Below are 20,491 nucleotides of genomic sequence, written 5' to 3' on the forward strand. Positions count from 1 at the left end.
CATTTCAGCCCCAGGGTAGAAAAGGCCGCCGGGAACAACCCAGCGGCCTTTTGCATTGTCCTGTCATGGAATGCCTCAAAGCGGGGAGTTTCTCATGACGCTCAGCACCATTCTCGTCATCATTCTGATCCTCATCCTGATCGGCGCGATACCGGCATGGCCTCATTCGCGTTCCTGGGGTTATGGCCCCTCCGGCATCGTCGGGGTCATCCTGGTCGTGCTGCTGATTTTGCTGCTGATGGGCAGGATTTAACCCCGGAGATTGGTGCGCGCGGAACCTGCAGCGCTGCTCGTCCTCCAGGACTCGCAGCGCTGTAGCGTTTGATTTGCTCGCCATGCATCGCAACGTGCGCACCAGCGTGCGCATTCGCCGTGCTGCGAATTTCCTCTACGAGGCGTTGAAGCGCTATTCGGCCGGGGCCGCGTCAGGCGCGAATTCGGCGCGGTGAGCGAGCCCGGCCATCAAGAATACGACGACCAGCAGTCCCGACAAAGCGACAAAGATCGGACCGAAGCTTGAATGCTCGGCGATGAAGCCGATTGCCGACGGCGCCACCAGAATGCCGGAATAGCCCATTGTGGTGACGACGCTCATGCCGGTGCCGGACGACATGCCTTCCTGGTTGCCGCCGGCCGAAAACAGAATCGGCACCATATTGGCGATGCCGAAGCCGCAAAAGGCAAAAGCTGAGATGGCGAGCCAGGGCGAGGGCGCCAGTCCCGCCACCAGCATGCCGGCAGCGGCGACAAGCGCCGAAACGCGCAGCGTCGTCACGGCGCCGAAACGGTTGCGGACGCCGTCGCCAACGAAGCGCATGACTGCCATGACGCCGGAAAAAGCGGCGTAGGCCAAACCAGCTACGGCGAGGTCGGTGCCGAGTTCCTGTTGCAGGTAAAGCGCTGCCCAGTCGAGCACCGCACCCTCGGAGATCATCGTCATCAGCGCCATCAGCCCGACCAGATAGACCAGCGGATTTCCAGGCAGCGCGAACTTGCGATGCCCGATTACCCCCGAGGATGCTTGGACTGGCTTGTCCTCGGCGATCAGGTAGCGGACTGCCACTGCAATCACGGCAAAAGCGAGCGCCGTCACCACCGCCGCATGGGCGAGATGACCGTAATTCTGTATGGCGAGGCCACCGAGAGCGCCGCCGGCGAAACCGCCTAGACTCCAGAAGCCGTGCGAGGACGACATGATGGCCCGGGACAAGCGCCGTTCCACCGTCACCGCATTGGCGTTCATGGCGACATCCATGCCGCCGATCGAACCGCCAAAGATGAACATGGCGATGGCCGCCAGCGGCACGTTGGGAGCCAGCGCCACAACCAGCAGGCCGGAGCTGCCGATGAGACCGAACCAGCGCAGCACGGTGCGCGACCCATGCCTGGAGATCAGGTGGCCGCACCAGGTCATCGCTGTGACCGCGCCGGCGCCGAACAGCAGGATCAGCAGGCCAAGCGTGAACTTGCTGATATCCAGCCGGGTCAGCACCACCGGGATCTGCGGCGCCCAGGCGCCGGTCAGAAAGCCATTGGCCAGGAAGATGGCAGCCACCGCCCATCGTCCACGAATGGCAGCCTGCATGCGGTTTAGCGTGTCCATCGTGTAGAATCCGATGCGAAAAATAGTTTCGCGCCGCAAATTAGATCGATTCAATCCTCAGTCAAGCGCTCGTTCTTGAAAAGTGCTTGGGCCAAACGGCTCGCTTGCACCCAGGTTGATGAAGCCGATCTGGTCGGGCTTTGTTCGACCACGATCTTATCCGAAAACCGGTTTCCACTTTCGGGATCGTGGTCTCAGTGATCCCTGGGGCGTCTTGCCTCGAACTCGGCCTTCTTGGCATTGGAGGCGTCGGTCTGGTTGAGCGCCTGCCATTCGGCATAGGGCATGCCGTAGATGATCTCGCGCGACTGGTCCTTGCTGAGATCGACACCCTCGGCCTCCGCGGCATCGCGATACCAGTTGGAGAGGCAATTGCGGCAGAAGCCGGCGAGGTTCATCAGGTCGATGTTCTGTACGTCCGTGCGTTCGCGCAGATGCGCGACCAGTCGGCGGAAGGCGGCGGCTTCGAAATCGCGTTTCTGCTCGTCGCTGAGTTCGGTCATGTGTTCTGGGCCTCCTTGGGCCTCCTTAGAGCGGCCCGGTGCGCGAGCCGAATCGTTTGACCCAATGTATATCGGGACGGCGATTGATCGCGTCAACGATCGGCGCCAGCCGTTCGGCCCAGGCGACCGCATCCTGCCGATCGGCGATCAGGTCCTGACGGATTTCGATCAGCGCATGGGCAAAGCCGTTGACGATGGCATGTCTGAACATGGTGTCGCCGCGCAGCGCGCCGTCGTAGGGCTCATTGTCGCCGACGACAAGGCTTTTGTCCTCGGCGAGCATGTCGATCAGCGGTCGCGCCACCCGGTCGTCGCGATCCCACAAGATGCCAACATGCCAAGGGCGCACGAATCCCTGCATGAACGGGGTGAAGGAATGCACCGAAAGGATAAAGGGGGCGTTTGCGCAAGCCTGCGTCACCGAGGCGATCATGGCTCCGACCGCATCGTGATACGGTCGATAGAAGCGGTCGAGCCGCCTTTCACGTTCTTTCAAGGTAAGTGGATAATTCCCCGAAATGACGGTGCCGTCATAGAGTTGGCGGATCAATGTCGGATCGTCTTCGCCGCGATTGGGATCGATCAGAAGCCGCGAAAAATTGGCGAGTACCGCCGGCACGCCGAGCAAAGCGGCCAGTTCGCGCGTCACCGTCTCGACACCGATGTCGTAAGCGATATGGCGGTCGAATTCCGCCGCCGGCAGGCCGAGGCTGCCATACTCTTCCGGCAGGTCGCGACGGGCGTGATCGGCCAGGAGCACGATGCCTCGCTTGCGATCGCCTTCGACGACGTCGAAAGGCGCGAAAACTGTGGATCGGGTCATCGGCGGGAAATGGTCGGTTCGCTGGCTTCGGGGGAGGATGGTATCGTCTTTCCACGAAGGGGACGATTACGCAATGCCGTCGTTTGGCCACGGTTTCTGCGGAAATCTGGCAGAAGGCGACTGACCGTGCGCTAGAGGCCTTTCTAAATCGATTGGAATTGAGCAGAAGGGCGCGTTGACATGCGCCCGGACTTTTCCGAAAAGGGGCGTTGAGAGATGCAAATGTGGTTCTTGAGAGGTTTCAGGATGGGTTCCGCCGGCAGGCCGCGTGTGCGCCATGCCTTCGCCATGCCGTTCCTGACCTTCGCTGTGGGCCTCGCCGCGATGGTTGCTGCCTCGCCGGCGCGCGCCGATTTCCGTGTTTGCAACGCCACGCAGAACCTGGTAGGCGTCGGCATCGGCTATCGCGCCAAGGCCGGCTGGATCACCGAAGGCTGGTGGCACATCGAGGGATCGAGCTGCAAGACGCTGATCGAAGGGCCGCTGTCATCAAGATTTTACTATCTTTATGCAGAAGACGCCGAGCGCGGCGGGCGCTGGGATGGTCCGATCAACATGTGCGTGGCCGAAAAAGAGTTCAAGATCGCCGGCGTTAGCGATTGCGTCGCCCGGGGCTTCCAGCGCGCCGGATTCCAGGAATATGACACGGGCGAGCAGGCAAGCTGGATGGTCCAGCTGACCGATGACCCCGCAACGGGGGGCGTTCCAGCCGCCCCGGGAACAAACAGTCAATGAGACGCAGCCGCAAGGTCAAGATACTCGCCACCATCGGTCCGGCCTCCTCCTCCGAGGACATGCTGAAGAAGCTTTTCGAAGCCGGCGCCGACGTGTTTCGCATCAATATGAGCCACACCGATCATGAATTGATGCGCACACTTGTCGGTCGCATCCGCACCGTCGAGAAAGCGGTCGGCCGGCCGATCGGCATTCTCGCCGACCTGCAGGGACCCAAGCTTCGGGTCGGCAAGTTTGCCAACGGCAAGGAGACGCTGACACTCGGCCAGACCTTCACGCTCGACGACAATCCCGAGCCCGGCAACTCGACCAGGGTCTATCTGCCCCATCCGGAAATCCTGAGATCGGTCGAGGCCGGTCACCGTCTTTTGATCGACGACGGCAAGCTCGAGCTGAAGGCGGTGGAGAGCGACGGACAGGCGATCGCCTGCACCGTCGTCGCCGGCACCAGCATCTCCGACAAGAAGGGCGTCAGCCTGCCCGACACCGACCTGCCGGTCGGCGCGCTGACCGAAAAGGACCGCAGCGATCTCGATGCTGTGCTGGCCACCGGCGTCGACTGGGTGGCGCTGTCGTTCGTGCAGCGGCCGGAGGATCTGGCGGAAGCGCGCAAGATCGCGCGCGGCCGGGCGCTGATCATGGCCAAGATCGAAAAGCCGCAAGCCGTCGCCAGGCTGGCCGAGATCATCGAACTTTCGGATGCACTGATGGTTGCCCGCGGCGATCTCGGCGTCGAAATGCCGCTCGAAGCCGTGCCCGGCATCCAGAAGCAGATCACCCGCGCCGCGCGCCGCGCCGGCAAGCCGGTGGTGATCGCCACGCAGATGCTGGAATCGATGATCACCGCGCCGGTGCCGACCCGCGCCGAGGTGTCGGACGTCTCGATCGCCGTGTTCGAAGGCGCCGACGCCATCATGCTCTCGGCCGAATCCGCGGCCGGCGCCTACCCGGTCGAGGCGGTGGCGATGATGAACCGCATAGCCAGCAAGGTCGAAACCGACCCGACCTATGCCGGCATCATCAATGCGCAGCGCTCGGAGCCGGAAGCGACCGGCGCCGACGCCATTTCGCTTGCCGCCCGCGAAATCGCCGAGACGCTGAAACTGTCGGCGATCATCAGCTATACGGCGTCCGGCACGACCGGCCTGCGCGCCGCGCGCGAGCGGCCGCAGGTGCCGATCGTCGCCCTGTCGCCGATCGTCAACACGGCGCGGCGGCTGTCGCTTTTGTGGGGCACGCATTGCGTCGTCTCGCCCGACGCCATCGACCTCGACGACATGGTCGACCGCGCCTGCCGCATCGCTTTGGACGAGGGGTTCGGCAAGCCCGGCGACCGGGTCATCATCACCGCCGGCGTGCCGTTGAGGACGCCCGGCTCCACCAACATGCTGCGCATCGCCTATGTCGGATCGGACGTGCAGGCCCGCCGCTAGGCTTAGCCGTCGCTTCGAATGATTTCGGTTGCTCTAAATTGGCGCGAGTTCGGCTTCCGGCGCTGTGATGTCGGCGCATTTGCCGGCGCCGTAGGTGTCGCCGGCAATCCTGATTTCCACGGCCTTCGCCATTGCCTGGAGGTCCACGTCCCTGCCGGCGACCTTTTCGATCGCGCCGACAACGAGATCGGGTGCTATCCAGTCCGGCTTGTGGCCGAGATTGCGGACCCAGACCAGTTCGGCCCCGGCGATGTCGCGGACGAGGCCGACCGAATGGATCGTTGCATAGACCACCTTGTCGCGGTCGCCCGAGATGACCACAGTCGGCGCCTTGATATCGCGGTAGTGCGGTGCGGCATCGAGCGTGTAGCGATAAAGCCCGGCGACATCGGTGGCGTTGGCACGAAAGGCGTTCGGCCGAAGCACCAGCGGGATCGCGACCTCGGCGACATAGAAGTCCGGCACCTTGTTGGGGGCAAAGACGCAGGCGGTGGCGGCATTCATCTGCAGCGTTCCCGACGGATAGGTCAGCGTTTCGGAAAAAAGCCGGCCGACGATCGGAATGGTCGTCAAATTGTAGTACCAGGCGGTCGCGCCGCCCGACCAGGGATGGGTGGCAGGCGCCATGAACACCAGGCCGAGCGTCTTGTCGGGATGCTCGCGGCCGAAGGCGGTGGTCACCGAGCCGCCGAAGGAATGGCCGGCGATGATGGCTTTCCTGATGCCGAGATGGTCCATCAGCGCTGCGATGGTGCTGGCCTGCGCCGATGGGGTCTCGTTGTTGCCGGGGCCGCGCGCCGACCAGCCTGCACCCGGGCGGTCGAAGAACAGCATCTCGGCACGGCCTTCCAGCAAGGGCCTCCAACGGCAGCATCTGATCCCTGAGATTGGCGCTGGCGCCGTGGATAAAGACAATCGGCGGCAGTTCGGCGTTTTCCCGCGCCGGAACGTGAACATAGTGGATGTGGGCACCGTTTATATCCGCGAAGTCGCCGCTCGGCGGATTGCGGCGCTCGATCAGCCATGAACCGGCGCGGGTGACACCTGCAAGGGTGAACACAAGCGCCAGGAGGAAGGCGAGCGCGGCGTAGATCGGGTTCATGGAGAGAGGTACGGACCGGAGCGAAATTAGTTCACAGTCTAGCTAAAAAGGCTTTCACTTAAGTGGAATTGTCCGCCAACTGGGAATTCAGATCCCTTCGCCGGCAAGTTCTTCCGAAAGCGTGCCGACCTGATCCTGGGCGCTGCGCATCATCGGATAGATGCTGAGCACGCGCTGCCAGGCTTCCAGCGCCGACTGCTTGTGGCCGGTTACCGCCATGATCTGCGCCAGGCCGGACAGCGCGCCGAAATGGCGCGGCTCGAGCTGCAGCGTGCGGTCGATGTCCGCCATCGATTTCCCAAAGTTATTCATCATGAAATGCACGGTGGCGCGCCGGTTCCAGCCTTCGGCATAGGCCGGTTGCAACGTCACCACCTGGTCGAGGAAGTCGAGCGCCACGTCGAACTTCTTGTCTTCGGCCGCCTTTTGCGACCATTGCATCATCAGGTCGATCGAGGCGCTGCCGGATTGCGACCACTCGTGCGAGATGCGCGCCGCGATGCGCTCGGCGGCTTTTTCATTGAGCTCGCGCTTCAGGTCGACAAACAGCTGGTCGAGCCTTTCCTCCCTGGTCGTGGCAACCGGAGGGGTGACCGGGTCTTCCGCTTGAGCCGGAAGCGGGGCGACACCGAAAAGAAAAAGCGCCGCGAAGAATGCAAAATGAATCCGCATGACCGGAATCTAACCCCGGACAGCGGATCGTCAAACTGAATTTAGCGTGAAAGGGCCGGCAGGCCGGTATTAGAGCGCCACGCGTCCTTTTGGACGCGTAAAGGCCGTTCCAGCATTTTGAATTCCTGGCATCGTGCTTTCCGAAAATCGATTCCGATTTTTGGATCGATGCGGTACATCATGCAGGCGCGGAGGCAGGCGCCCCCAACGCGAAAAGGCTCAGCCCTGGCGCGCCTTGTAGCGCGGAGCGGTCTTGTTGATGATGTACACGCGGCCCTTGCGGCGAACCAGCTGGTTGTCGCGGTGACGCGCCTTGAGCGCCTTGAGCGAATTCTTGATCTTCATGGTCTTGCCCGTCGGTCTGGGCCCGCTTGGGCCGAATTATTAAGGCGCGCTCGGAAAGCGCGCCTCTCAACTTGTGCGTGGCTCATAAACGAGGAGCCTTGCCCGTGTCAACCAAGCATGTGGCGGAGTTTGAGTTTCTGCCCTATCGACGGCATTGGAGCGGCGCCGTCCAATAGCCTCAACGGTGGCGGCTCATTCGCGTAAAATGGCCCATCTTGCGGCCGGGACGTGCCTCGGCCTTGCCATAGAGATGCAGCATCAGATCGGGCTCCACGAGCAGGGCCGGGACGCGCAGGATATCGTCGCCGATCAGGTTTTCCATGACGCAGTCAAAATGGCGGCCGGTGTTTCCCAACGGCAGGCCGGCGACGGCGCGAATGTGCTGCTCGAACTGCGAGACGAGGCAGGCGGCTTCCGTCCAGTGGCCGGAATTGTGAACACGCGGCGCGATCTCATTGGCCAGCAGCGCGCCGTCGGCAAGGACAAAGAACTCGATGCCGATGACGCCGACATAGTCGAGCGCGGCAAGTATCTCTGCTGCCGCCGCCTGCGCTGCAGCGGCGGTTTCGGACCCTATCCTGGCCGGCAGGGTCGAGCTGTGCAGGATGCCGCTGCCGTGGATGTTTTCTGCCGGATCGTAGGCGGCGAGCGAACCGTCCATGCCGCGCGCCGCGATCACCGAAATCTCGCGTTCGAAGGCGACGAAGGATTCGAGGACCAGCGGCACGTTGCCCATTGCCTCGCAGGTGCCGGCACAGCCCCCTGTTTCCATATTGCGGAACACGCGCTGGCCCTTGCCGTCATAGCCCATGCGTCGCGTCTTCAATATGCCGCTGCCGTCGAACTTTTTCAGCGCCGCCGTCAATTCGTCGTCATTGTCGACGGGGCAGAAATCCGCGGTGGGAATGCCGATGCCGTTGAGGAATTTTTTCTCCGCCACCCGGTCCTGCGCTACTTCCAGCGCGCGCGCCGGCGGGTAGACGGGGACCGTGATGGCAAGCGCGCTGGCGGCCATGACCGGAACGTTCTCGAACTCGTAGGTGACGACGGCGCTGACTGCAGCCAGTTCGGCGAGCGCGGCCGTGTCGTCATAAGCGGCAGTGATCTGCCGGTTGGCGACCTGTGCCGCCGGACAATCCGGCTGCGGCTCCAGCACGACCGTGCGGTAGCCGAGGCGCGCCGCGGCCATCGCCAGCATGCGGCCGAGCTGGCCGCCGCCGATGATGCCGATGGTCGATCCGGCGGCCAGGCTCATGGCGTGTCCGTGGGCTCGGCGGCGACCTTGGCGGTCTGGGCGGCGCGCCAGGCATCGAGCCGGGCGGCGAGCTTTTCGTCGGTCAGCGCCAGCACGGCCGCAGCCAGAAGGGCGGCATTGGTGGCGCCCGCCTTGCCGATGGCCAGCGTGCCGACCGGAATGCCGGCCGGCATCTGCACGATGGAGAACAGCGAATCCTGCCCGGAAAGCGCCTTCGATTCCACCGGCACGCCAAAAACCGGGAGCGGCGTCATCGCCGCCGTCATGCCGGGCAGGTGTGCCGCACCGCCGGCGCCGGCGATAATCACCCGAAAGCCGGCCGCCTTGGCGCCCTTGGCGAAGTCATAGAGCCGGTCGGGGGTGCGATGAGCCGAGACGATCAGCCGCTTGTGCGGGATGCCCAGCGCCTCCAGCGTTTCGGCGGCATGGCGCATCGTCGCCCAGTCGGACTGGCTGCCCATGATGATGGCGACGTCGGCGCGGTGATCGTCCAAGCTTGTGCTCCCGGCGGCAAAGGCGCGCCTTAGCGGAATTCGGGATCGACGGCAAGGATGCGCTGCCTCTGCGCAAGCGTTCTGGCACGAGGCGCCTAATCCGGCCAGCGCAAGGCGCCGGCGCTATCCTTGCGGGCCGACTTCATCGCATCCGCCGGACGCTCGGCCACGCTCAACACGGCCCGCAGGCGTTCGGCGACGATTTCCGCCTCGCCGGGATGGAGATTGCACGGATCGAGGAAGAAATGCCCGCGCTCGACCTCGTGGTTGCGCACGATAATGGGAGGCACGCCTGCCGCCAGCGTCGACGCAAGGCCGGCGGCGGTGAACCTGCTCTCAGCGGTAACGAACACCTGCAGGCGGTCGAGCGGATTGCCGGTCGGATCGGGAATGACATGCGCGGCGATGCCCGGCAGGCCCTGCAATGCGCCCTTCCACAGATCGAGCGCCGCTTCTTCCCGCTTGCGGATGCCGGCGTGATCGCGCCGCTCCCAGGCCTCCAGTGCGGCCATGGTGCCGGCGATGCTTTCCTTGCCGACCTTCATCGCCCGCGCAACGCCACGGACCTGCAGATAGGCGGCGCGCACCAGATCCTTGCGCCCGGTGACGATGCCGCTTGTCGGTCCCGAGAGGAATTTGTGCCCGCTATAGACGACGATGTCGGCGCCGCGCGCGAGAAAGCCGCGTAAATCGTATTCGGAGGCGGCGTCAACGATCACCGGGACGCCCTTGGCGTGGCAGATCTCGCAGAACTCCTCGAGCGAGAGCATGCCGTATTGCACCGTGTGATGGGCAACGACATAGAGGCCTGCTGCGGTGCGGTCGCGGATCGCCTCGCGCACATGATAATCCTGAGTCACGCTGACCGTACCGGCCGGTACGGTTCTTGCCCCGGCGAGCCGGATCGACTGGTCGATCGGCGCGCCGTAATTGACGATGTGGCCGAGTTGAACGATGACCTCGGACTTGAGGCCCTCGGTGTCGTCCGGCAGCCGCTCGATCGCCAGAAGGTTGGTGCCGGTCATCGTGCCGGCAATGGCCATGGTGATGCCGCTGGCGCAGCACGCGGTGATGAAGCCGGCCTCGCCGCCGGTGAGGCGCGCGATGACCGTGCTTGCAGCGCGCTGCAGATCGTCCATCTCCACCCACTGCGAGGCGATCTCCGACATGGCGGCGATCGCTTCCGGGACGATGATCGAGGCGCCGAGCGCCGTCATCGTGCCGGAGACATTGATGATCGGGCGAAGGCCGAGCCGTTCGCGGATTGTCGTGTTGGAGCCGTTTGCGGAATAGGTTTTCATCTCTGGAGGTCCCATTGGTAGACTTCAGGCGGCGATCTCGACGACCGCCTCGATTTCCACGGTGATGTTGCCCGGCAGGGAGCCGACACCAATCGCCGAACGGGCGTGCCCGCCGATACTATCAAAAACAGCGGCGAAAAGATCGGAACAGCCATTCACCACCTTCGGATGGTCGCCGAAGGTCGGGATCGCGTTGACGAAGCCAAGCAGCTTGACGACGCGCACGATACGGCTGAGGTCGCCTGCCGCAGCGTGCATGACGGCGAGCAGGTTCAGACCGGTGAGACGGGCATGCTTATAGGCCTCTTCAACCGTGACGTCCTCGCCGACCTTGCCGGTGCAAAGCGTGCCGTCGGCGCGCAACGGCCCTTGGCCGGAGAGGAAGATCAGCCGTCCGCTTTCGGCGTGCGTGACGAAGTTGGCGATCGGCATCGGCGGCTCGGGCAGTGTCAGGCCCAATTCGGCGAGCCGGATGTAAGGCGTCATGAAAAGGCTCCTTTGCGACAGCTTTCGCCGTCCGATGTCAGAAATGCGAGGCACGGAACCGCGCCAGGAAACTGCGGAGACGCTCATTGTCGATCTCCGCGCCCAGAATCTCGGCGGGCGGCCCTGCGGCGCTGACGCCGCCATCTGCCATGAAGATGATTCGGCTCGAGGCATCGCGGGCAAAGGCCATCTCGTGCGTGACCATCACCATCGTCATGCCGTCCTCGGCCAGGCTGCGCACGACCTCGAGCACCTCGCCGACGAGTTCCGGGTCGAGCGCGGAGGTTATCTCGTCAAGAAGCAGGATTTTTGGCTCCATCGCCACCGCGCGGGCGATGCCGACACGCTGCTGCTGGCCGCCGGAAAGCTCGGCCGGCAGGCTGTCGGCCTTGTGGGCAAGGCCGACCCGGCCGAGCCAGTGCTCGGCAATGGCGCGGGCCTCGGTACTGCTCTTGCCGCGCACCTTGCGCAGGCCAAGCATGATGTTGCCGGCCGCCGTCAGATGCGGAAACAGATTGAAACTCTGGAACACCATCCCGGTTTCGGCCCGCATCTTCGCCAGGTCACGCTCGCTGCGGCGCTGGCGTGGTCCCGTGTCGCGGAAGCCGACCTCCTTGCCGTCGATGCGGATGGAGCCGCTGTCGTAGCTCTCCAGGAAGTTGACGCAGCGCAGCAGCGTGGTCTTGCCGCTGCCGGAAGGCCCGATGACAGTCACCACCTCGCCGCGCGTCACCTGCAGGCTGACGGAGCGCAGGACCGCGACGGATCCAAAGGATTTGGAAACCTCGGAGACATCGAGAAGCGCCGGATTGGCGGGCGTGGCGATGGGCATCTTGCTATTCCCGGATGAAGGAGAAACGCCGCTCCAACCGTCGGCTGGCCAGGGAGAGCGCGTAATTGACGGCGAAATAGATGACCGCGCCGAGGATGTAGAGCGGCATCGCTTCGTAGGTGCGGCCGATGACCTGGTTGATGGCGTGCATCAGGTCGGTGATGCCGAGCAGCGAGACCAGCGCGCTGCCCTTCACCGCATCGGTGACGCCATTGATCCATGGCGGCAGGAAACGCCTGAACGCCTGCGGGAAGATGACGTAGGCCAGTCGCTGGCGAAAGGTCAGCCCGATCGCCATCGCCGCTTCGGACTGCCCCTTCGGTATGGAACCGACCGCACCGCGCAGATACTCGATGACCTGCGCCGTCTTGAACAGGGTGAGCGCCAGCACGGCTGCCCAGAAGGATTCCAGATGGAGGCCGACGGCAGGCAGGCCGTAATAGACGAAGAAGATGAGCACCAGGATCGGAATGCCGCGAATGGTATCGCTGAAAATGCGCACTGCCCAGCGCAGCGGAGCCGGGCCATAGACAAGGCCGACGCCCATCATCACGCCAGCGACCAGCGACAACACCACGACCAGCAGCGACACCCATAGCGTCACGGCAAAACCCTGGGCCAGGAAGGGCAAGGCATAGGCGATCTGGCCAAGCATCCTAGTGCGCTGCCCTGAACCGGCGCTCGACAAGCCGAAGTGCAAAAAGAAGCGCGTAGCCCGTCAAGAGATACATCGCCGTCACCACAAGGTAGACCTCGACGATGCGGAAGGTGTTGAAGTTGATCCACTGGGCGCCGTAGGTGAGCTCGGGCACCGAAATGACCGAAGCAACGGACGTGTCCTTGAACAGCGACAGGAACGTGTTTGAAAGCGCGGGCAGCGTTATGCGCAGCATCGTCGGCAGGCGCACATGAACCAGCCTTTGCCATGGCGTCAGGCCGATCGCCTTGCCGGCGTCGAGCTGTCCGCGCGGAACCGCTTCGAGCCCCGAGCGGAACACCTCGACCAGATAAGCGCCGCTATAGAGCGACAGCGTGGCAATGAACGAGGTCTGCGCGCTGTAGGCGATGTCGACCACCGTCGGCAGGCCGTAGAAGACGAGATAGACGAGCAGGATCAGCGGCACGTTGCGGATGAACTCGACATAGGCGGCGATGACGGTCCGCACCGCACGCCCGGCCGACACGTACCAGACCGCCAGAAGCAGTCCGATGAGGATGCCGATCGCGATGGAGATCACGGCCAGCTCGAGGCTGAGCAGCAGCCCGCCCCAAAGCTTGTCGAAATGCCGCCAGATCAGGTTGAAGTTCAGGGTATAGCCCATGTGTCCCTGTCATTATCGAGGGCTGTCGACGATAAGCCGCGGAAGGGCGCAAGCCCTTCCGCTTGCTTGCATCAGATGACCGGGAAGCCGGGATGGCGCGCCGGCGGCTCCTGTCCAAAATAGTCCTTGAATGCAGCGTCGTAGAGCGCCGTCTCATGGCCGAACATGGCGGTGGTGAAGGTCGTGTTGACGAAGGTCAGCCAGTCGAGGTCGCCTTGCCGAAGTGCGGCGCCGTAAAGCATCGAGAACCAGCTCTTGCCGGCATCGAAGTATTTGTCCGGATTACGCGAGGCGAGCCAGCGAACCGTCGACAGATCGACGGCGGCGGCGTCGACGCGTTTCGATTCCAGTGCCTGCAGCACGTTGGCCTGCGTGTCTATCTGCATCACCTGCGACTCCGGCAGGACGATGTGCACATTTGCCTCGGCATCGACATTCTGCAGGATGGAAACCCGCGTCGCCGAACCGCCGGCAAGCAGCTTGTCGAAGGTCTTGTTTTCGGCGTTCGGAAGGGTCAGCAAGGCGATGCCTTCGACGTAATAGGGCCGGGAGAAGTGGATCAACTGCGAGCGCTGGGCGGTCATGGTCATGAACTGGATCGAAATGTCGACCTTGTTGGTGGTCACGTTCGGAATGCGCTGGGCCGGATCCTGCATGACGAACTCGACCTTGGTCGTATCGTCGAAAAGTCCCTTGGCAAGAATGCGCCCCATGGTGATGTCCATGCCGACCAGTTCGCCGGCATCGTTTTCAAAGTGCCAGGGCGCGTTGGTGCTGCCGGTGCCGACGATCACCTTGCCGCGATCGAGAACGGTGCGCAGCAGGCTGTCCGGTGCCGCCTGCGCCGCCGCCTTCTGAACATCGACTGTTGTCGCTGCGCCCACCACTCCGGCCGTTGCAAGCCCGGCCAGTTTCAGAAAATCACGTCTTTTGGATGTGTCGTTCACGGCGACCTCCTTTTCGTGTTGTGTTCCCCTTTGCCGATACATGCATCGGTAATCTGCTGGATTGTCTCTTACAAAAGACACATGTATCCTGTACGAGACAGATACTAACACCAGGAATCAGCAATGCAAGATGGCAATGGCTTGGCAGTTCGGCCGGACGCTGGTCCGGACGAAGACAGGATTGCGGGCTCCCGCGAGAAGGGTCTCAACCGCGTGCTCCATATCCTGGAGTTTCTTCATGCGAACCAGCGAGCGATCGGGATTGGCGATCTCGCCAAGGGAGTGAATGCGCCGCGCTCGACGATCTACACGCTTGTGCGCTCGCTCGTGGATGCGGGCCTGCTGGAAATGGCCGGCGACGGCAATCGCGTCTATTTCGGGAAGAAGCTTTATCTCTACGGAATGGACTATGTGCGCGGCAACGACCTGCTCAGGAGAGGGCGTCAGGAAGTCGACGATCTTTCGCGCGAGACAGGCGAGACCTCCGAATTGTGCATGCTGCAAAGCGGCCGCTACACGATTGTCCATTCAAGCCCGGGCACCAGGCCGTTCCGGATCAGTTCGGCCACGGGTCTGCAGATACCGCTTCCCTGGACCGCTTCCGGGCGGTTGCTTCTCGCCGGTTTCGAACGGGCTGTGATCGAAGACATGGTGTCCGAAGACGATCTCGTCCTGCCGGATGGCCGCAGATTGCTGCTGTACGACTTCATAGAAGATATCGCTACGGCCGGGGCTGCCGGCTACTGTGTGACTTCCGGTCTTGTCGACGCCTATACAAAGTGCCTTGCCGCGCCGGTCTTTTCAGCTGCCGGCAAGGTCGAGGCGACGATATGCCTGGTGGTTCCCATCGACACTTCCGAGGAAAAGACCGGCGATCTCATCGCCCTGCTGCGCGAACGCGCCGCGAGGCTTTCGATCACGGGATGAGCAGGATTTGTCGCGACCGTAAGTGGGATTCGCTCACGCGATGATGTCGGGGATGATCCGGTCTTCCAGCGCCATCAGCCGGTCTTTCAGGAAGAGCTTTTTCTTCTTCATGCGCTGGATCTGCAGAGGGTCGCAGCCCATGGCGATCATCGCGTTGATCGCCGCGTCGAAATCGGCGTGTTCCTGCTTCAGCCGAGAATATTCGAGGCGGATATCGGCCTGTTCCTGTTCGGACATTATTTACCGTCTGCACGTCTGCGGCGCCCAAAAATGGGCCTGATTGGGCGAGGCCGGAGGTATCTTGCACCGGCGCGCAGCCAATACCACATTTCGTATTGTCGTGGAATGCTACCACGCAGCATTCGACATCGGTGCCCGATAGTGGCACACTGTCATTATGCCGTCACAGAAGCGAAATTGCGGTGGGACGCGCCTTGACGGCTGCAATCGAGGAAACCATGAAAGGGAGAACCAATCATGTCTCTTGCATCCCATCTTGATGAGCTGCAGCGGAAACACGGCGACATCGAACGCGAAATCGATGATGCGATGAACCATCCATCGGTCGACGACCTCGAAATCGTGAATCTCAAGCGGCGCAAGCTGGCGCTCAAGGACGAGATTGAGAAATTGAAGGCGAAGCCGAAACCCACCACGCACTGACGCTCATCTACGGCGCTGCGCGTCCTTTGGACGCGCAAAGGGCGCTGTCGTGCTTCTGATTTCGGCGCATGGTCCTTTCCGAAAATCCTTTCGGTTTCGGGGTCATGCAGGGAACAGTGCGCGCTTTGCCCGACCATCTTCTCCGGTGGCAACCAATGCCGCCGGAGCGTTTCCCTGTTGTCCGGCGGTTCGATTTGACAGGTTTGCCTGCCTATCGCCATTGACAAGCCACCTTTGCTCCTGCACCTCATGCCGGGACCTTCTATAGCGCCGCGCCTCCTTTCGGACGCGCAATGGACGCCGTATTTTGATTTTTGCGCAGATTGTTTCCGGAAACCGATTCCGGAATTCGGCGCTAACAAAGGGCAGCCGGCCATGACCGGATATTTTTCTTCACCCTTCTCGCGCCGCACGTCCGTCGGTGTCGACGTCGGCGGCGTGATGGTCGGCGGGGGCGCCCCTGTCGTCGTTCAGTCGATGACCAACACCGACACCGCCGATGTCGACCAGACAGTCGCTCAAGTTGCCGCGCTGCATCGCGCCGGCTCCGAGATCGTGCGCATCACCGTCGACCGCGACGAGAGTGCCGCCGCCGTGCCCGCCATCCGCGAGCGGCTCGAACGGCTCGGCATAAATGTGCCGCTGGTCGGCGATTTTCATTATATCGGCCACAAGCTGCTCGCCGACCACCCGGCTTGCGCCGAGGCGCTGGCCAAATACCGCATCAATCCCGGCAATGTCGGCTTCAAGGACAAGAAGGACCGGCAGTTCGCGGCGATCGTCGAGATGGCGATCCGGTACGACAAGCCGGTGCGAATCGGCGTCAACTGGGGGTCGCTCGACCAAGAGCTTTTGACCAGGCTGATGGACGACAACCAGCGCCAGGGCTTTCCGCTGACCGCGCAGGAGGTAACGCGCGAGGCGATCGTGCAGTCGGCGATTCTGTCGGCCGAAATGGCCGAGGAGATCGGCCTTGGCCGCGAGAAGATCATCCTGTCGGCCAAGGTCAGCGGCGTGCAGGATCTGATCGCGGTCTACACCGAGCTTGCCACCCGCTCCAACCACGCGCTGCATCTCGGCCTCACAGAGGCCGGCATGGGTTCGAAAGGCATCGTCGCCTCATCCGCAGCGATGGGCATTCTTCTCCAGCAAGGCATTGGCGACACGATCCGCATCTCGCTGACGCCGGAGCCGAACGGCGACCGCACCCGCGAGGTGCAAGTGTCGCAGGAACTCCTCCAGACCATGGGGTTTCGGCAGTTCGTACCGATCGTCGCCGCCTGCCCCGGTTGCGGCCGCACCACCTCTACCGTGTTCCAGGAACTCGCGCAGGATATCCAGGCGGATCTGCGCAAGAACATGCCGGTGTGGCGTGAAAAATACCCCGGCGTCGAAAACCTCAAAGTCGCGGTGATGGGCTGCATCGTCAACGGTCCGGGTGAATCCAAGCATGCCGATATCGGCATTTCGCTGCCCGGCACCGGCGAGACGCCGACGGCGCCGGTATTCGTCGACGGCAGGAAGGCGGCGACGCTGCGCGGCCCTTCGATCGCCGCCGACTTCGAGAAAATGGTCGCCGACTATATCGAGCAGCGGTTTGGGCAACCTGGCAAGGCTGCGGCGGAGTAGGTCGATGCGGCGCTTCCCTTGGGCGACGCCGATTTTGCTTGGTGTTTTACTTGGTGGGCTGGGCTGGGCGACAGCCGTCCACGCCGATCCGCCGCGCCCTGCCAAGCAGCGGCTGCTCGACCGGGTTTGCAACCTGATCGAGGCGCATGCCGATCAAAACGGCCTGCCCAAAGATTTCTTTGCCCGGCTGATCTGGAAGGAAAGCCGCTTCGACCCCAATGCGGTCAGTCCGGTCGGCGCCGAAGGCATTGCCCAGTTCATGCCGGGCACCGCCAAGATACGCGGCCTCGCCAATTCCTTCGATATCGAGCAGGCCATTCCGGCCTCGGCAAAATATCTCGCCGAGATGAAAACCGGCTTTGGCAATCTGGGCCTGGCCGCCGCCGCCTACAATGCCGGCGAAAGCCGGGTGTCGCGCTGGCTGAGTTCCGGCGGCTTCCTGCCGATGGAGACCGAAAACTACGTCCTGGACATCATGGGCGAGCCGGCCGACAGGTTCACCGACACCGCCTATGCCGGCAGCATCCAGCCGCTCGACAAGAAAGCGAGCTTCGCGGTCGCCTGCCGCAGGCTGCCGGTCATCAAGTCCCAAACCGTGGCCATGGCGTCGATCAACGTCAAGCCGTGGGGCGTGCAGGTGGCCGGCAATTTCCGCCGCGCCGCGGCGCTCAATCAATGGACTGGCGTGAAGCGCCGGTTTCCGGCCTTGCTTAAGGGCCATGATCCGGTGGTCAGCCGGGTGCGCTCGCCGATCGGCAGGCGCGGGATCTATGCTGTCCGCATCGGCGCCGACTCCAAAGCCAAGGCCGACAACATCTGCCGGAAACTGCAAAGCGTCGGCGGTGCATGCATTGTGGTGCGGAATCGGTGATGGCTGCCGACTGATTTTCCCGACAAACCATCGAAGCTGCGCTTTTATTCCACGAATTCTGCTGGTCCACGGCTTCAGCTACAGGCTTACCATGACCGACCGTCTCTACAACGATCCCGGCCTCGTCCAGTTCTATGATATGGGAACGAAGGCGGCGTGGACTTCGAACGATTTCCGCCACAATCCCGCTACCGGTGTCGTCACTTACTCCACCCGTTACGAAATGCCCGGCTGCGGACGCGTGCTCAGCGCCGAATCGAAAATCGCCGTGCCGACAAAGGAAAGCCTTGCGCAGATGCTGGACCAGACCGGGCTGGTCGTCGAAGAATGGCTCGGCAACTGGCGTGGCGAGCCATACGCTCCAACATCGCCAGAAATCATTCCGATCGGCCGGTTGCGCTAGCCCGGACGTTGCTTCGCCTTGACCGTTTTCCCATTCCTTGACGTGACCGATTGAGCGTACGGATAAGCCAAAGACACCACCGCCCAATTGCGGCGCTGCGCTGACGACGTGCCCACCGATGCACGTCGTGAGCATCTCGCAGGTTTACGTGTTCTGAACCCATGGCACCTCCTCGCCAGCCTTTGCATGCTGAAGAGGAAAACATATTATGGTTCGCATCTGCTGATAATCGGTGATAGTTTCCGTTCATCTGTGACGAATTGGAATAGATATCATCGACCGGCAAGAGACGATGGGTGTGTACCTGGCAATTGTCGAGGAAGGCGACTTCTCGGCAGCGGCACGCCGGCTGCGGATGACACCTTCGGCCGTCAGCAAAATCATCGGTCGGCTTGAGTCCCGCCTTGGCGTGCGCTTGCTGCAGCGCTCGACGCGGCGCATCAGCTTGACGGCGGAAGGCAGCACCTATGCCGAGAGCGCTCGCCGCATCCTGAACGACATCAAAGAGGCTGAAATCGCGGTTCAACCCGGAGCAGAACCGCGCGGCCGGCTGCGCGTCAGTCTTCCGAGCGCCTTCGGCCATCGCTTGATCGTGCCGATGTTGCCGGCCTTCATCGATCGCTACCCGGCCGTCGAGCTCGAGCTGATGTTCACAGATGCGATTGTCGACCTGTTGGCTGAGGAAACCGACGTCGCCGTGCGCGTTGCCGCACACAGCGATTCCAGGCTGGTGGTGCGGCGGCTGGCGCCCAATCGCCGTGTCATTTGCGCATCACCTCGATATCTCGAAAGACATGGCATGCCGACAACGCCAGACGACCTTCAAGGTCATATCTGTCTTGGCGTCACAGCACGCGGCGGTCTCAATATCTGGGAGTTCGATGGCCCGGACGGTCTGCAAAGCATGCGTATCCGCAGCCCGATAGAGGCCAACAGCACCGAAGCGCTACGCCGGCTGGCGCTCGCCGGTATAGGCATCATCCGCATGTCCGAGATCTTGGTCGGGCCGGATATCGAGGCAGGCAGACTGACCGCGCTGCTCACCGGATACAATCATCCTGACGGAGCGCCAATCTGCGCTGTCTATCCGCCTGGCCGAATTCTGTCGCCGCGCGTGCGCGTGTTCGTGGATTTCCTGGCCGAACAGTTCGCCAACCCTCCTTGGCTACACGGCGCGGCATAGGACGGGAGTACAGCTTGGAACAGCGTCAGCTGTTGCGGGCCGCCACGAATTCCGCTGCCTGCTTCAGAAGCACGGCGTCTTCGCCATAGGGACAAAGCAAGGCGTGGGCCTGGTCGACGAGGCCTTGAAGCTGGTCCCGCGCCCAGTTGGCGCCGTGCAGCGCCACCAGCGTCGCCTTGCCGGCGGCTGCGTCCTTGCCGGTCGCTTTGCCCATCTGGCGCGCATCCGCCGTCAGATCGAGCAGGTCGTCGGCAAGTTGAAAGGCAAGCCCGATCGCCGAGCCGAATTCCGCCAGTCTTTCACGGTCGGCCGCCGGCGCGCCGGCAACAATTGCGCCCGCCTCGCAGGCGAAGCGGATCAGCGCGCCGGTCTTCATCGCCTGAAGTCGGATTATGCCGGCTTCCTCCGGCCGTATACGCTCGGCTTCGAGATCGAGCATCTGGCCGCCGACCATGCCGCCGGCTCCGGCGGCGCGGGCCAGCGCCAGCACCAGCGCCGCCCGACGTTCGGCCGGCAGCATCGTCGCTTCGTCGGCAATGATGTCGAAGGCGAGCGCCAGCAAGGCGTCGCCGGCGAGGATGGCGGTCGCCTCGTCGAAGGCCTTGTGAACGGTCGGCTGGCCTCGGCGCAGATCGTCGTCGTCCATGGCCGGCAGATCGTCATGGATCAGCGAATAGCAATGCACGCATTCGAGCGCCGCCGCCACGCGCAGCGCCGGCTCGCCGTCGGCGGAAAACAGCGCGGCGCTTTCCATGACCAGGAAAGGGCGCAGGCGCTTGCCGCCATTCAGCACGCCGTGGCGCATCGCCTCCATCAGACGCTGCGGCCGCGCGATCTCGCCTGAAAGCGGGCGGTCGTCGAGCAGCCGCCTGAGCAGCGCCTCAATCGGCCCGGTGCGTGCGAGAAGCGCTGCCTCGAACGGTATGTGATCATCTTTCGCCATGCCGGGGACGGGTAGCCGA

The 20,491-nt window shown here is 63.0% G+C and carries 24 protein-coding genes and 1 pseudogene; 9 read left to right on the top strand and 16 right to left on the bottom strand.

Going from position 1 to position 20,491, the window contains the following annotated elements; genetic code table 11:
* Positions 1-94 precede the first annotated feature (94 nt).
* Positions 95-253, top strand: coding sequence for a DUF3309 family protein (locus AC0L2K_RS22965; RefSeq protein WP_023797018.1), 159 nt, complete (start codon positions 95-97; stop codon positions 251-253).
* Between the two features lie 153 nt (positions 254-406).
* Here the strand turns inward: AC0L2K_RS22965 and AC0L2K_RS22970 are convergent, their stop codons facing one another.
* From AC0L2K_RS22970 to AC0L2K_RS22980, 3 genes are all read right to left on the bottom strand, one after another.
* Positions 407-1,603 (bottom strand): MFS transporter, encoded by a 1,197-nt coding sequence (locus AC0L2K_RS22970; protein ID WP_023797019.1) that lies wholly within the window; start codon positions 1,601-1,603, stop codon positions 407-409.
* A gap of 194 nt (positions 1,604-1,797) precedes the next feature.
* Positions 1,798-2,106: a DUF1244 domain-containing protein gene (locus tag AC0L2K_RS22975; RefSeq protein WP_023797020.1), complete on the bottom strand. Its 309-nt coding sequence runs from the start codon at positions 2,104-2,106 to the stop codon at positions 1,798-1,800.
* Positions 2,107-2,131: 25 nt separating this feature from the next.
* Complete coding sequence (locus AC0L2K_RS22980; RefSeq protein WP_473532404.1) at positions 2,132-2,929, bottom strand: N-formylglutamate amidohydrolase; 798 nt, start codon at positions 2,927-2,929, stop codon at positions 2,132-2,134.
* Between the two features lie 246 nt (positions 2,930-3,175).
* Between AC0L2K_RS22980 and AC0L2K_RS22985 the strand changes: the two genes are divergently transcribed.
* Both AC0L2K_RS22985 and pyk read left to right on the top strand, forming a co-directional pair.
* On the top strand, positions 3,176-3,664 hold the full coding sequence (locus AC0L2K_RS22985) for a DUF1036 domain-containing protein (protein ID WP_473497235.1): 489 nt from the start codon (positions 3,176-3,178) through the stop codon (positions 3,662-3,664).
* On the top strand, positions 3,661-5,097 hold the full coding sequence (gene pyk, locus AC0L2K_RS22990) for a pyruvate kinase (RefSeq protein WP_128176197.1): 1,437 nt from the start codon (positions 3,661-3,663) through the stop codon (positions 5,095-5,097). Before AC0L2K_RS22985 ends, pyk begins: the two co-directional genes overlap by 4 nt.
* A gap of 33 nt (positions 5,098-5,130) precedes the next feature.
* Here the strand turns inward: pyk and AC0L2K_RS22995 are convergent.
* The 11 genes and pseudogenes from AC0L2K_RS22995 to AC0L2K_RS23045 all read right to left on the bottom strand — a co-directional run bounded on the left by AC0L2K_RS22995 (position 5,131) and on the right by AC0L2K_RS23045 (position 13,853).
* A pseudogene (locus tag AC0L2K_RS22995) lies at positions 5,131-6,199 on the bottom strand (alpha/beta fold hydrolase).
* An 87-nt stretch (positions 6,200-6,286) separates the two neighbouring features.
* Positions 6,287-6,871 (bottom strand): tetratricopeptide repeat protein, encoded by a 585-nt coding sequence (locus AC0L2K_RS23000; RefSeq protein WP_023797025.1) that lies wholly within the window; start codon positions 6,869-6,871, stop codon positions 6,287-6,289.
* Positions 6,872-7,090: 219 nt separating this feature from the next.
* Complete coding sequence (gene ykgO / locus AC0L2K_RS23005; protein WP_006327841.1) at positions 7,091-7,216, bottom strand: type B 50S ribosomal protein L36; 126 nt, start codon at positions 7,214-7,216, stop codon at positions 7,091-7,093.
* Positions 7,217-7,394: 178 nt separating this feature from the next.
* Positions 7,395-8,471 carry a 5-(carboxyamino)imidazole ribonucleotide synthase gene (locus AC0L2K_RS23010; protein WP_473532405.1) on the bottom strand — a complete coding sequence of 359 codons (1,077 nt, stop codon included), beginning with the start codon at positions 8,469-8,471 and terminating at the stop codon, positions 7,395-7,397.
* On the bottom strand, positions 8,468-8,965 hold the full coding sequence (purE, locus tag AC0L2K_RS23015; RefSeq protein ID WP_128245990.1) for a 5-(carboxyamino)imidazole ribonucleotide mutase: 498 nt from the start codon (positions 8,963-8,965) through the stop codon (positions 8,468-8,470). Before purE ends, AC0L2K_RS23010 begins: the two co-directional genes overlap by 4 nt.
* A gap of 95 nt (positions 8,966-9,060) precedes the next feature.
* Positions 9,061-10,266, bottom strand: a complete 1,206-nt coding sequence (locus AC0L2K_RS23020) for an aminotransferase class V-fold PLP-dependent enzyme (protein ID WP_473532406.1) — start codon at positions 10,264-10,266, stop codon at positions 9,061-9,063.
* Between the two features lie 24 nt (positions 10,267-10,290).
* Positions 10,291-10,752, bottom strand: a complete 462-nt coding sequence (locus AC0L2K_RS23025; RefSeq protein ID WP_287229995.1) for a RidA family protein — start codon at positions 10,750-10,752, stop codon at positions 10,291-10,293.
* A 37-nt stretch (positions 10,753-10,789) separates the two neighbouring features.
* Positions 10,790-11,584, bottom strand: coding sequence for an amino acid ABC transporter ATP-binding protein (locus tag AC0L2K_RS23030; protein ID WP_473532407.1), 795 nt, complete (start codon positions 11,582-11,584; stop codon positions 10,790-10,792).
* A 4-nt stretch (positions 11,585-11,588) separates the two neighbouring features.
* Entirely contained in the window at positions 11,589-12,239 is a 651-nt protein-coding gene (locus tag AC0L2K_RS23035) for an amino acid ABC transporter permease (protein ID WP_077380470.1), read from the bottom strand.
* A 1-nt stretch (position 12,240) separates the two neighbouring features.
* On the bottom strand, positions 12,241-12,906 hold the full coding sequence (locus AC0L2K_RS23040) for an amino acid ABC transporter permease (protein WP_023797032.1): 666 nt from the start codon (positions 12,904-12,906) through the stop codon (positions 12,241-12,243).
* 71 nt (positions 12,907-12,977) lie between these two features.
* The gene (locus tag AC0L2K_RS23045; protein ID WP_091593538.1) at positions 12,978-13,853 is read right to left on the bottom strand and encodes a transporter substrate-binding domain-containing protein; all 876 of its coding nucleotides are present in this window, start codon (positions 13,851-13,853) and stop codon (positions 12,978-12,980) included.
* 123 nt (positions 13,854-13,976) lie between these two features.
* Between AC0L2K_RS23045 and AC0L2K_RS23050 the strand changes: the two genes are divergently transcribed.
* The gene (locus AC0L2K_RS23050) at positions 13,977-14,780 is read left to right on the top strand and encodes an IclR family transcriptional regulator (protein ID WP_023797034.1); all 804 of its coding nucleotides are present in this window, start codon (positions 13,977-13,979) and stop codon (positions 14,778-14,780) included.
* 33 nt (positions 14,781-14,813) lie between these two features.
* Here AC0L2K_RS23050 and AC0L2K_RS23055 read toward each other — a convergent pair whose 3' ends face one another.
* Positions 14,814-15,017: a YdcH family protein gene (locus tag AC0L2K_RS23055; protein ID WP_023797035.1), complete on the bottom strand. Its 204-nt coding sequence runs from the start codon at positions 15,015-15,017 to the stop codon at positions 14,814-14,816.
* 240 nt (positions 15,018-15,257) lie between these two features.
* Here AC0L2K_RS23055 and AC0L2K_RS23060 point away from each other — a divergent pair, with 240 nt between their 5' ends.
* The 5 genes from AC0L2K_RS23060 (at position 15,258) to AC0L2K_RS23080 (ending at position 19,529) form a co-directional block, all read left to right on the top strand.
* The gene (locus AC0L2K_RS23060; RefSeq protein WP_023797036.1) at positions 15,258-15,443 is read left to right on the top strand and encodes a YdcH family protein; all 186 of its coding nucleotides are present in this window, start codon (positions 15,258-15,260) and stop codon (positions 15,441-15,443) included.
* Positions 15,444-15,818: 375 nt separating this feature from the next.
* Positions 15,819-17,072: a flavodoxin-dependent (E)-4-hydroxy-3-methylbut-2-enyl-diphosphate synthase gene (ispG, locus tag AC0L2K_RS23065; RefSeq protein WP_027152966.1), complete on the top strand. Its 1,254-nt coding sequence runs from the start codon at positions 15,819-15,821 to the stop codon at positions 17,070-17,072.
* Between the two features lie 4 nt (positions 17,073-17,076).
* Complete coding sequence (locus AC0L2K_RS23070; protein WP_236368886.1) at positions 17,077-17,943, top strand: lytic transglycosylase domain-containing protein; 867 nt, start codon at positions 17,077-17,079, stop codon at positions 17,941-17,943.
* A gap of 91 nt (positions 17,944-18,034) precedes the next feature.
* Complete coding sequence (locus AC0L2K_RS23075; RefSeq protein WP_287065608.1) at positions 18,035-18,346, top strand: hypothetical protein; 312 nt, start codon at positions 18,035-18,037, stop codon at positions 18,344-18,346.
* A 292-nt stretch (positions 18,347-18,638) separates the two neighbouring features.
* Positions 18,639-19,529, top strand: coding sequence for a LysR family transcriptional regulator (locus AC0L2K_RS23080; protein WP_473532408.1), 891 nt, complete (start codon positions 18,639-18,641; stop codon positions 19,527-19,529).
* Between the two features lie 25 nt (positions 19,530-19,554).
* Here the strand turns inward: AC0L2K_RS23080 and AC0L2K_RS23085 are convergent, their stop codons facing one another.
* The gene (locus tag AC0L2K_RS23085; RefSeq protein WP_473532409.1) at positions 19,555-20,472 is read right to left on the bottom strand and encodes a polyprenyl synthetase family protein; all 918 of its coding nucleotides are present in this window, start codon (positions 20,470-20,472) and stop codon (positions 19,555-19,557) included.
* Positions 20,473-20,491 lie beyond the last annotated feature (19 nt).

This window comes from Mesorhizobium sp. WSM4817, assembly GCF_055811135.1.

Excerpts from the sequence above, each read along its gene's own strand:
- pyk (WP_128176197.1), top strand. The coding sequence starts at position 3,661 with ATGAGACGCAGCCGCAAGGTCAAGATACTCGCCACCATCGGTCCGGCC.
- ispG (WP_027152966.1), top strand. The coding sequence starts at position 15,819 with ATGACCGGATATTTTTCTTCACCCTTCTCGCGCCGCACGTCCGTCGGT.
- AC0L2K_RS23055 (WP_023797035.1), bottom strand. The coding sequence starts at position 15,017 with ATGTCCGAACAGGAACAGGCCGATATCCGCCTCGAATATTCTCGGCTG.
- AC0L2K_RS23060 (WP_023797036.1), top strand. The coding sequence starts at position 15,258 with ATGTCTCTTGCATCCCATCTTGATGAGCTGCAGCGGAAACACGGCGAC.
- ykgO (WP_006327841.1), bottom strand. The coding sequence starts at position 7,216 with ATGAAGATCAAGAATTCGCTCAAGGCGCTCAAGGCGCGTCACCGCGAC.
- AC0L2K_RS23000 (WP_023797025.1), bottom strand. The coding sequence starts at position 6,871 with ATGCGGATTCATTTTGCATTCTTCGCGGCGCTTTTTCTTTTCGGTGTC.
- AC0L2K_RS23030 (WP_473532407.1), bottom strand. The coding sequence starts at position 11,584 with ATGCCCATCGCCACGCCCGCCAATCCGGCGCTTCTCGATGTCTCCGAG.
- AC0L2K_RS23025 (WP_287229995.1), bottom strand. The coding sequence starts at position 10,752 with ATGACGCCTTACATCCGGCTCGCCGAATTGGGCCTGACACTGCCCGAG.
- AC0L2K_RS22970 (WP_023797019.1), bottom strand. The coding sequence starts at position 1,603 with ATGGACACGCTAAACCGCATGCAGGCTGCCATTCGTGGACGATGGGCG.
- AC0L2K_RS23080 (WP_473532408.1), top strand. The coding sequence starts at position 18,639 with ATGGGTGTGTACCTGGCAATTGTCGAGGAAGGCGACTTCTCGGCAGCG.
- AC0L2K_RS23010 (WP_473532405.1), bottom strand. The coding sequence starts at position 8,471 with ATGAGCCTGGCCGCCGGATCGACCATCGGCATCATCGGCGGCGGCCAG.
- AC0L2K_RS23075 (WP_287065608.1), top strand. The coding sequence starts at position 18,035 with ATGACCGACCGTCTCTACAACGATCCCGGCCTCGTCCAGTTCTATGAT.
- AC0L2K_RS23040 (WP_023797032.1), bottom strand. The coding sequence starts at position 12,906 with ATGGGCTATACCCTGAACTTCAACCTGATCTGGCGGCATTTCGACAAG.
- AC0L2K_RS23050 (WP_023797034.1), top strand. The coding sequence starts at position 13,977 with ATGCAAGATGGCAATGGCTTGGCAGTTCGGCCGGACGCTGGTCCGGAC.
- AC0L2K_RS22985 (WP_473497235.1), top strand. The coding sequence starts at position 3,176 with ATGGGTTCCGCCGGCAGGCCGCGTGTGCGCCATGCCTTCGCCATGCCG.
- AC0L2K_RS23035 (WP_077380470.1), bottom strand. The coding sequence starts at position 12,239 with ATGCTTGGCCAGATCGCCTATGCCTTGCCCTTCCTGGCCCAGGGTTTT.
- AC0L2K_RS23070 (WP_236368886.1), top strand. The coding sequence starts at position 17,077 with ATGCGGCGCTTCCCTTGGGCGACGCCGATTTTGCTTGGTGTTTTACTT.
- AC0L2K_RS23020 (WP_473532406.1), bottom strand. The coding sequence starts at position 10,266 with ATGAAAACCTATTCCGCAAACGGCTCCAACACGACAATCCGCGAACGG.
- AC0L2K_RS22965 (WP_023797018.1), top strand. The coding sequence starts at position 95 with ATGACGCTCAGCACCATTCTCGTCATCATTCTGATCCTCATCCTGATC.
- AC0L2K_RS22975 (WP_023797020.1), bottom strand. The coding sequence starts at position 2,106 with ATGACCGAACTCAGCGACGAGCAGAAACGCGATTTCGAAGCCGCCGCC.
- AC0L2K_RS23085 (WP_473532409.1), bottom strand. The coding sequence starts at position 20,472 with ATGGCGAAAGATGATCACATACCGTTCGAGGCAGCGCTTCTCGCACGC.
- AC0L2K_RS22980 (WP_473532404.1), bottom strand. The coding sequence starts at position 2,929 with ATGACCCGATCCACAGTTTTCGCGCCTTTCGACGTCGTCGAAGGCGAT.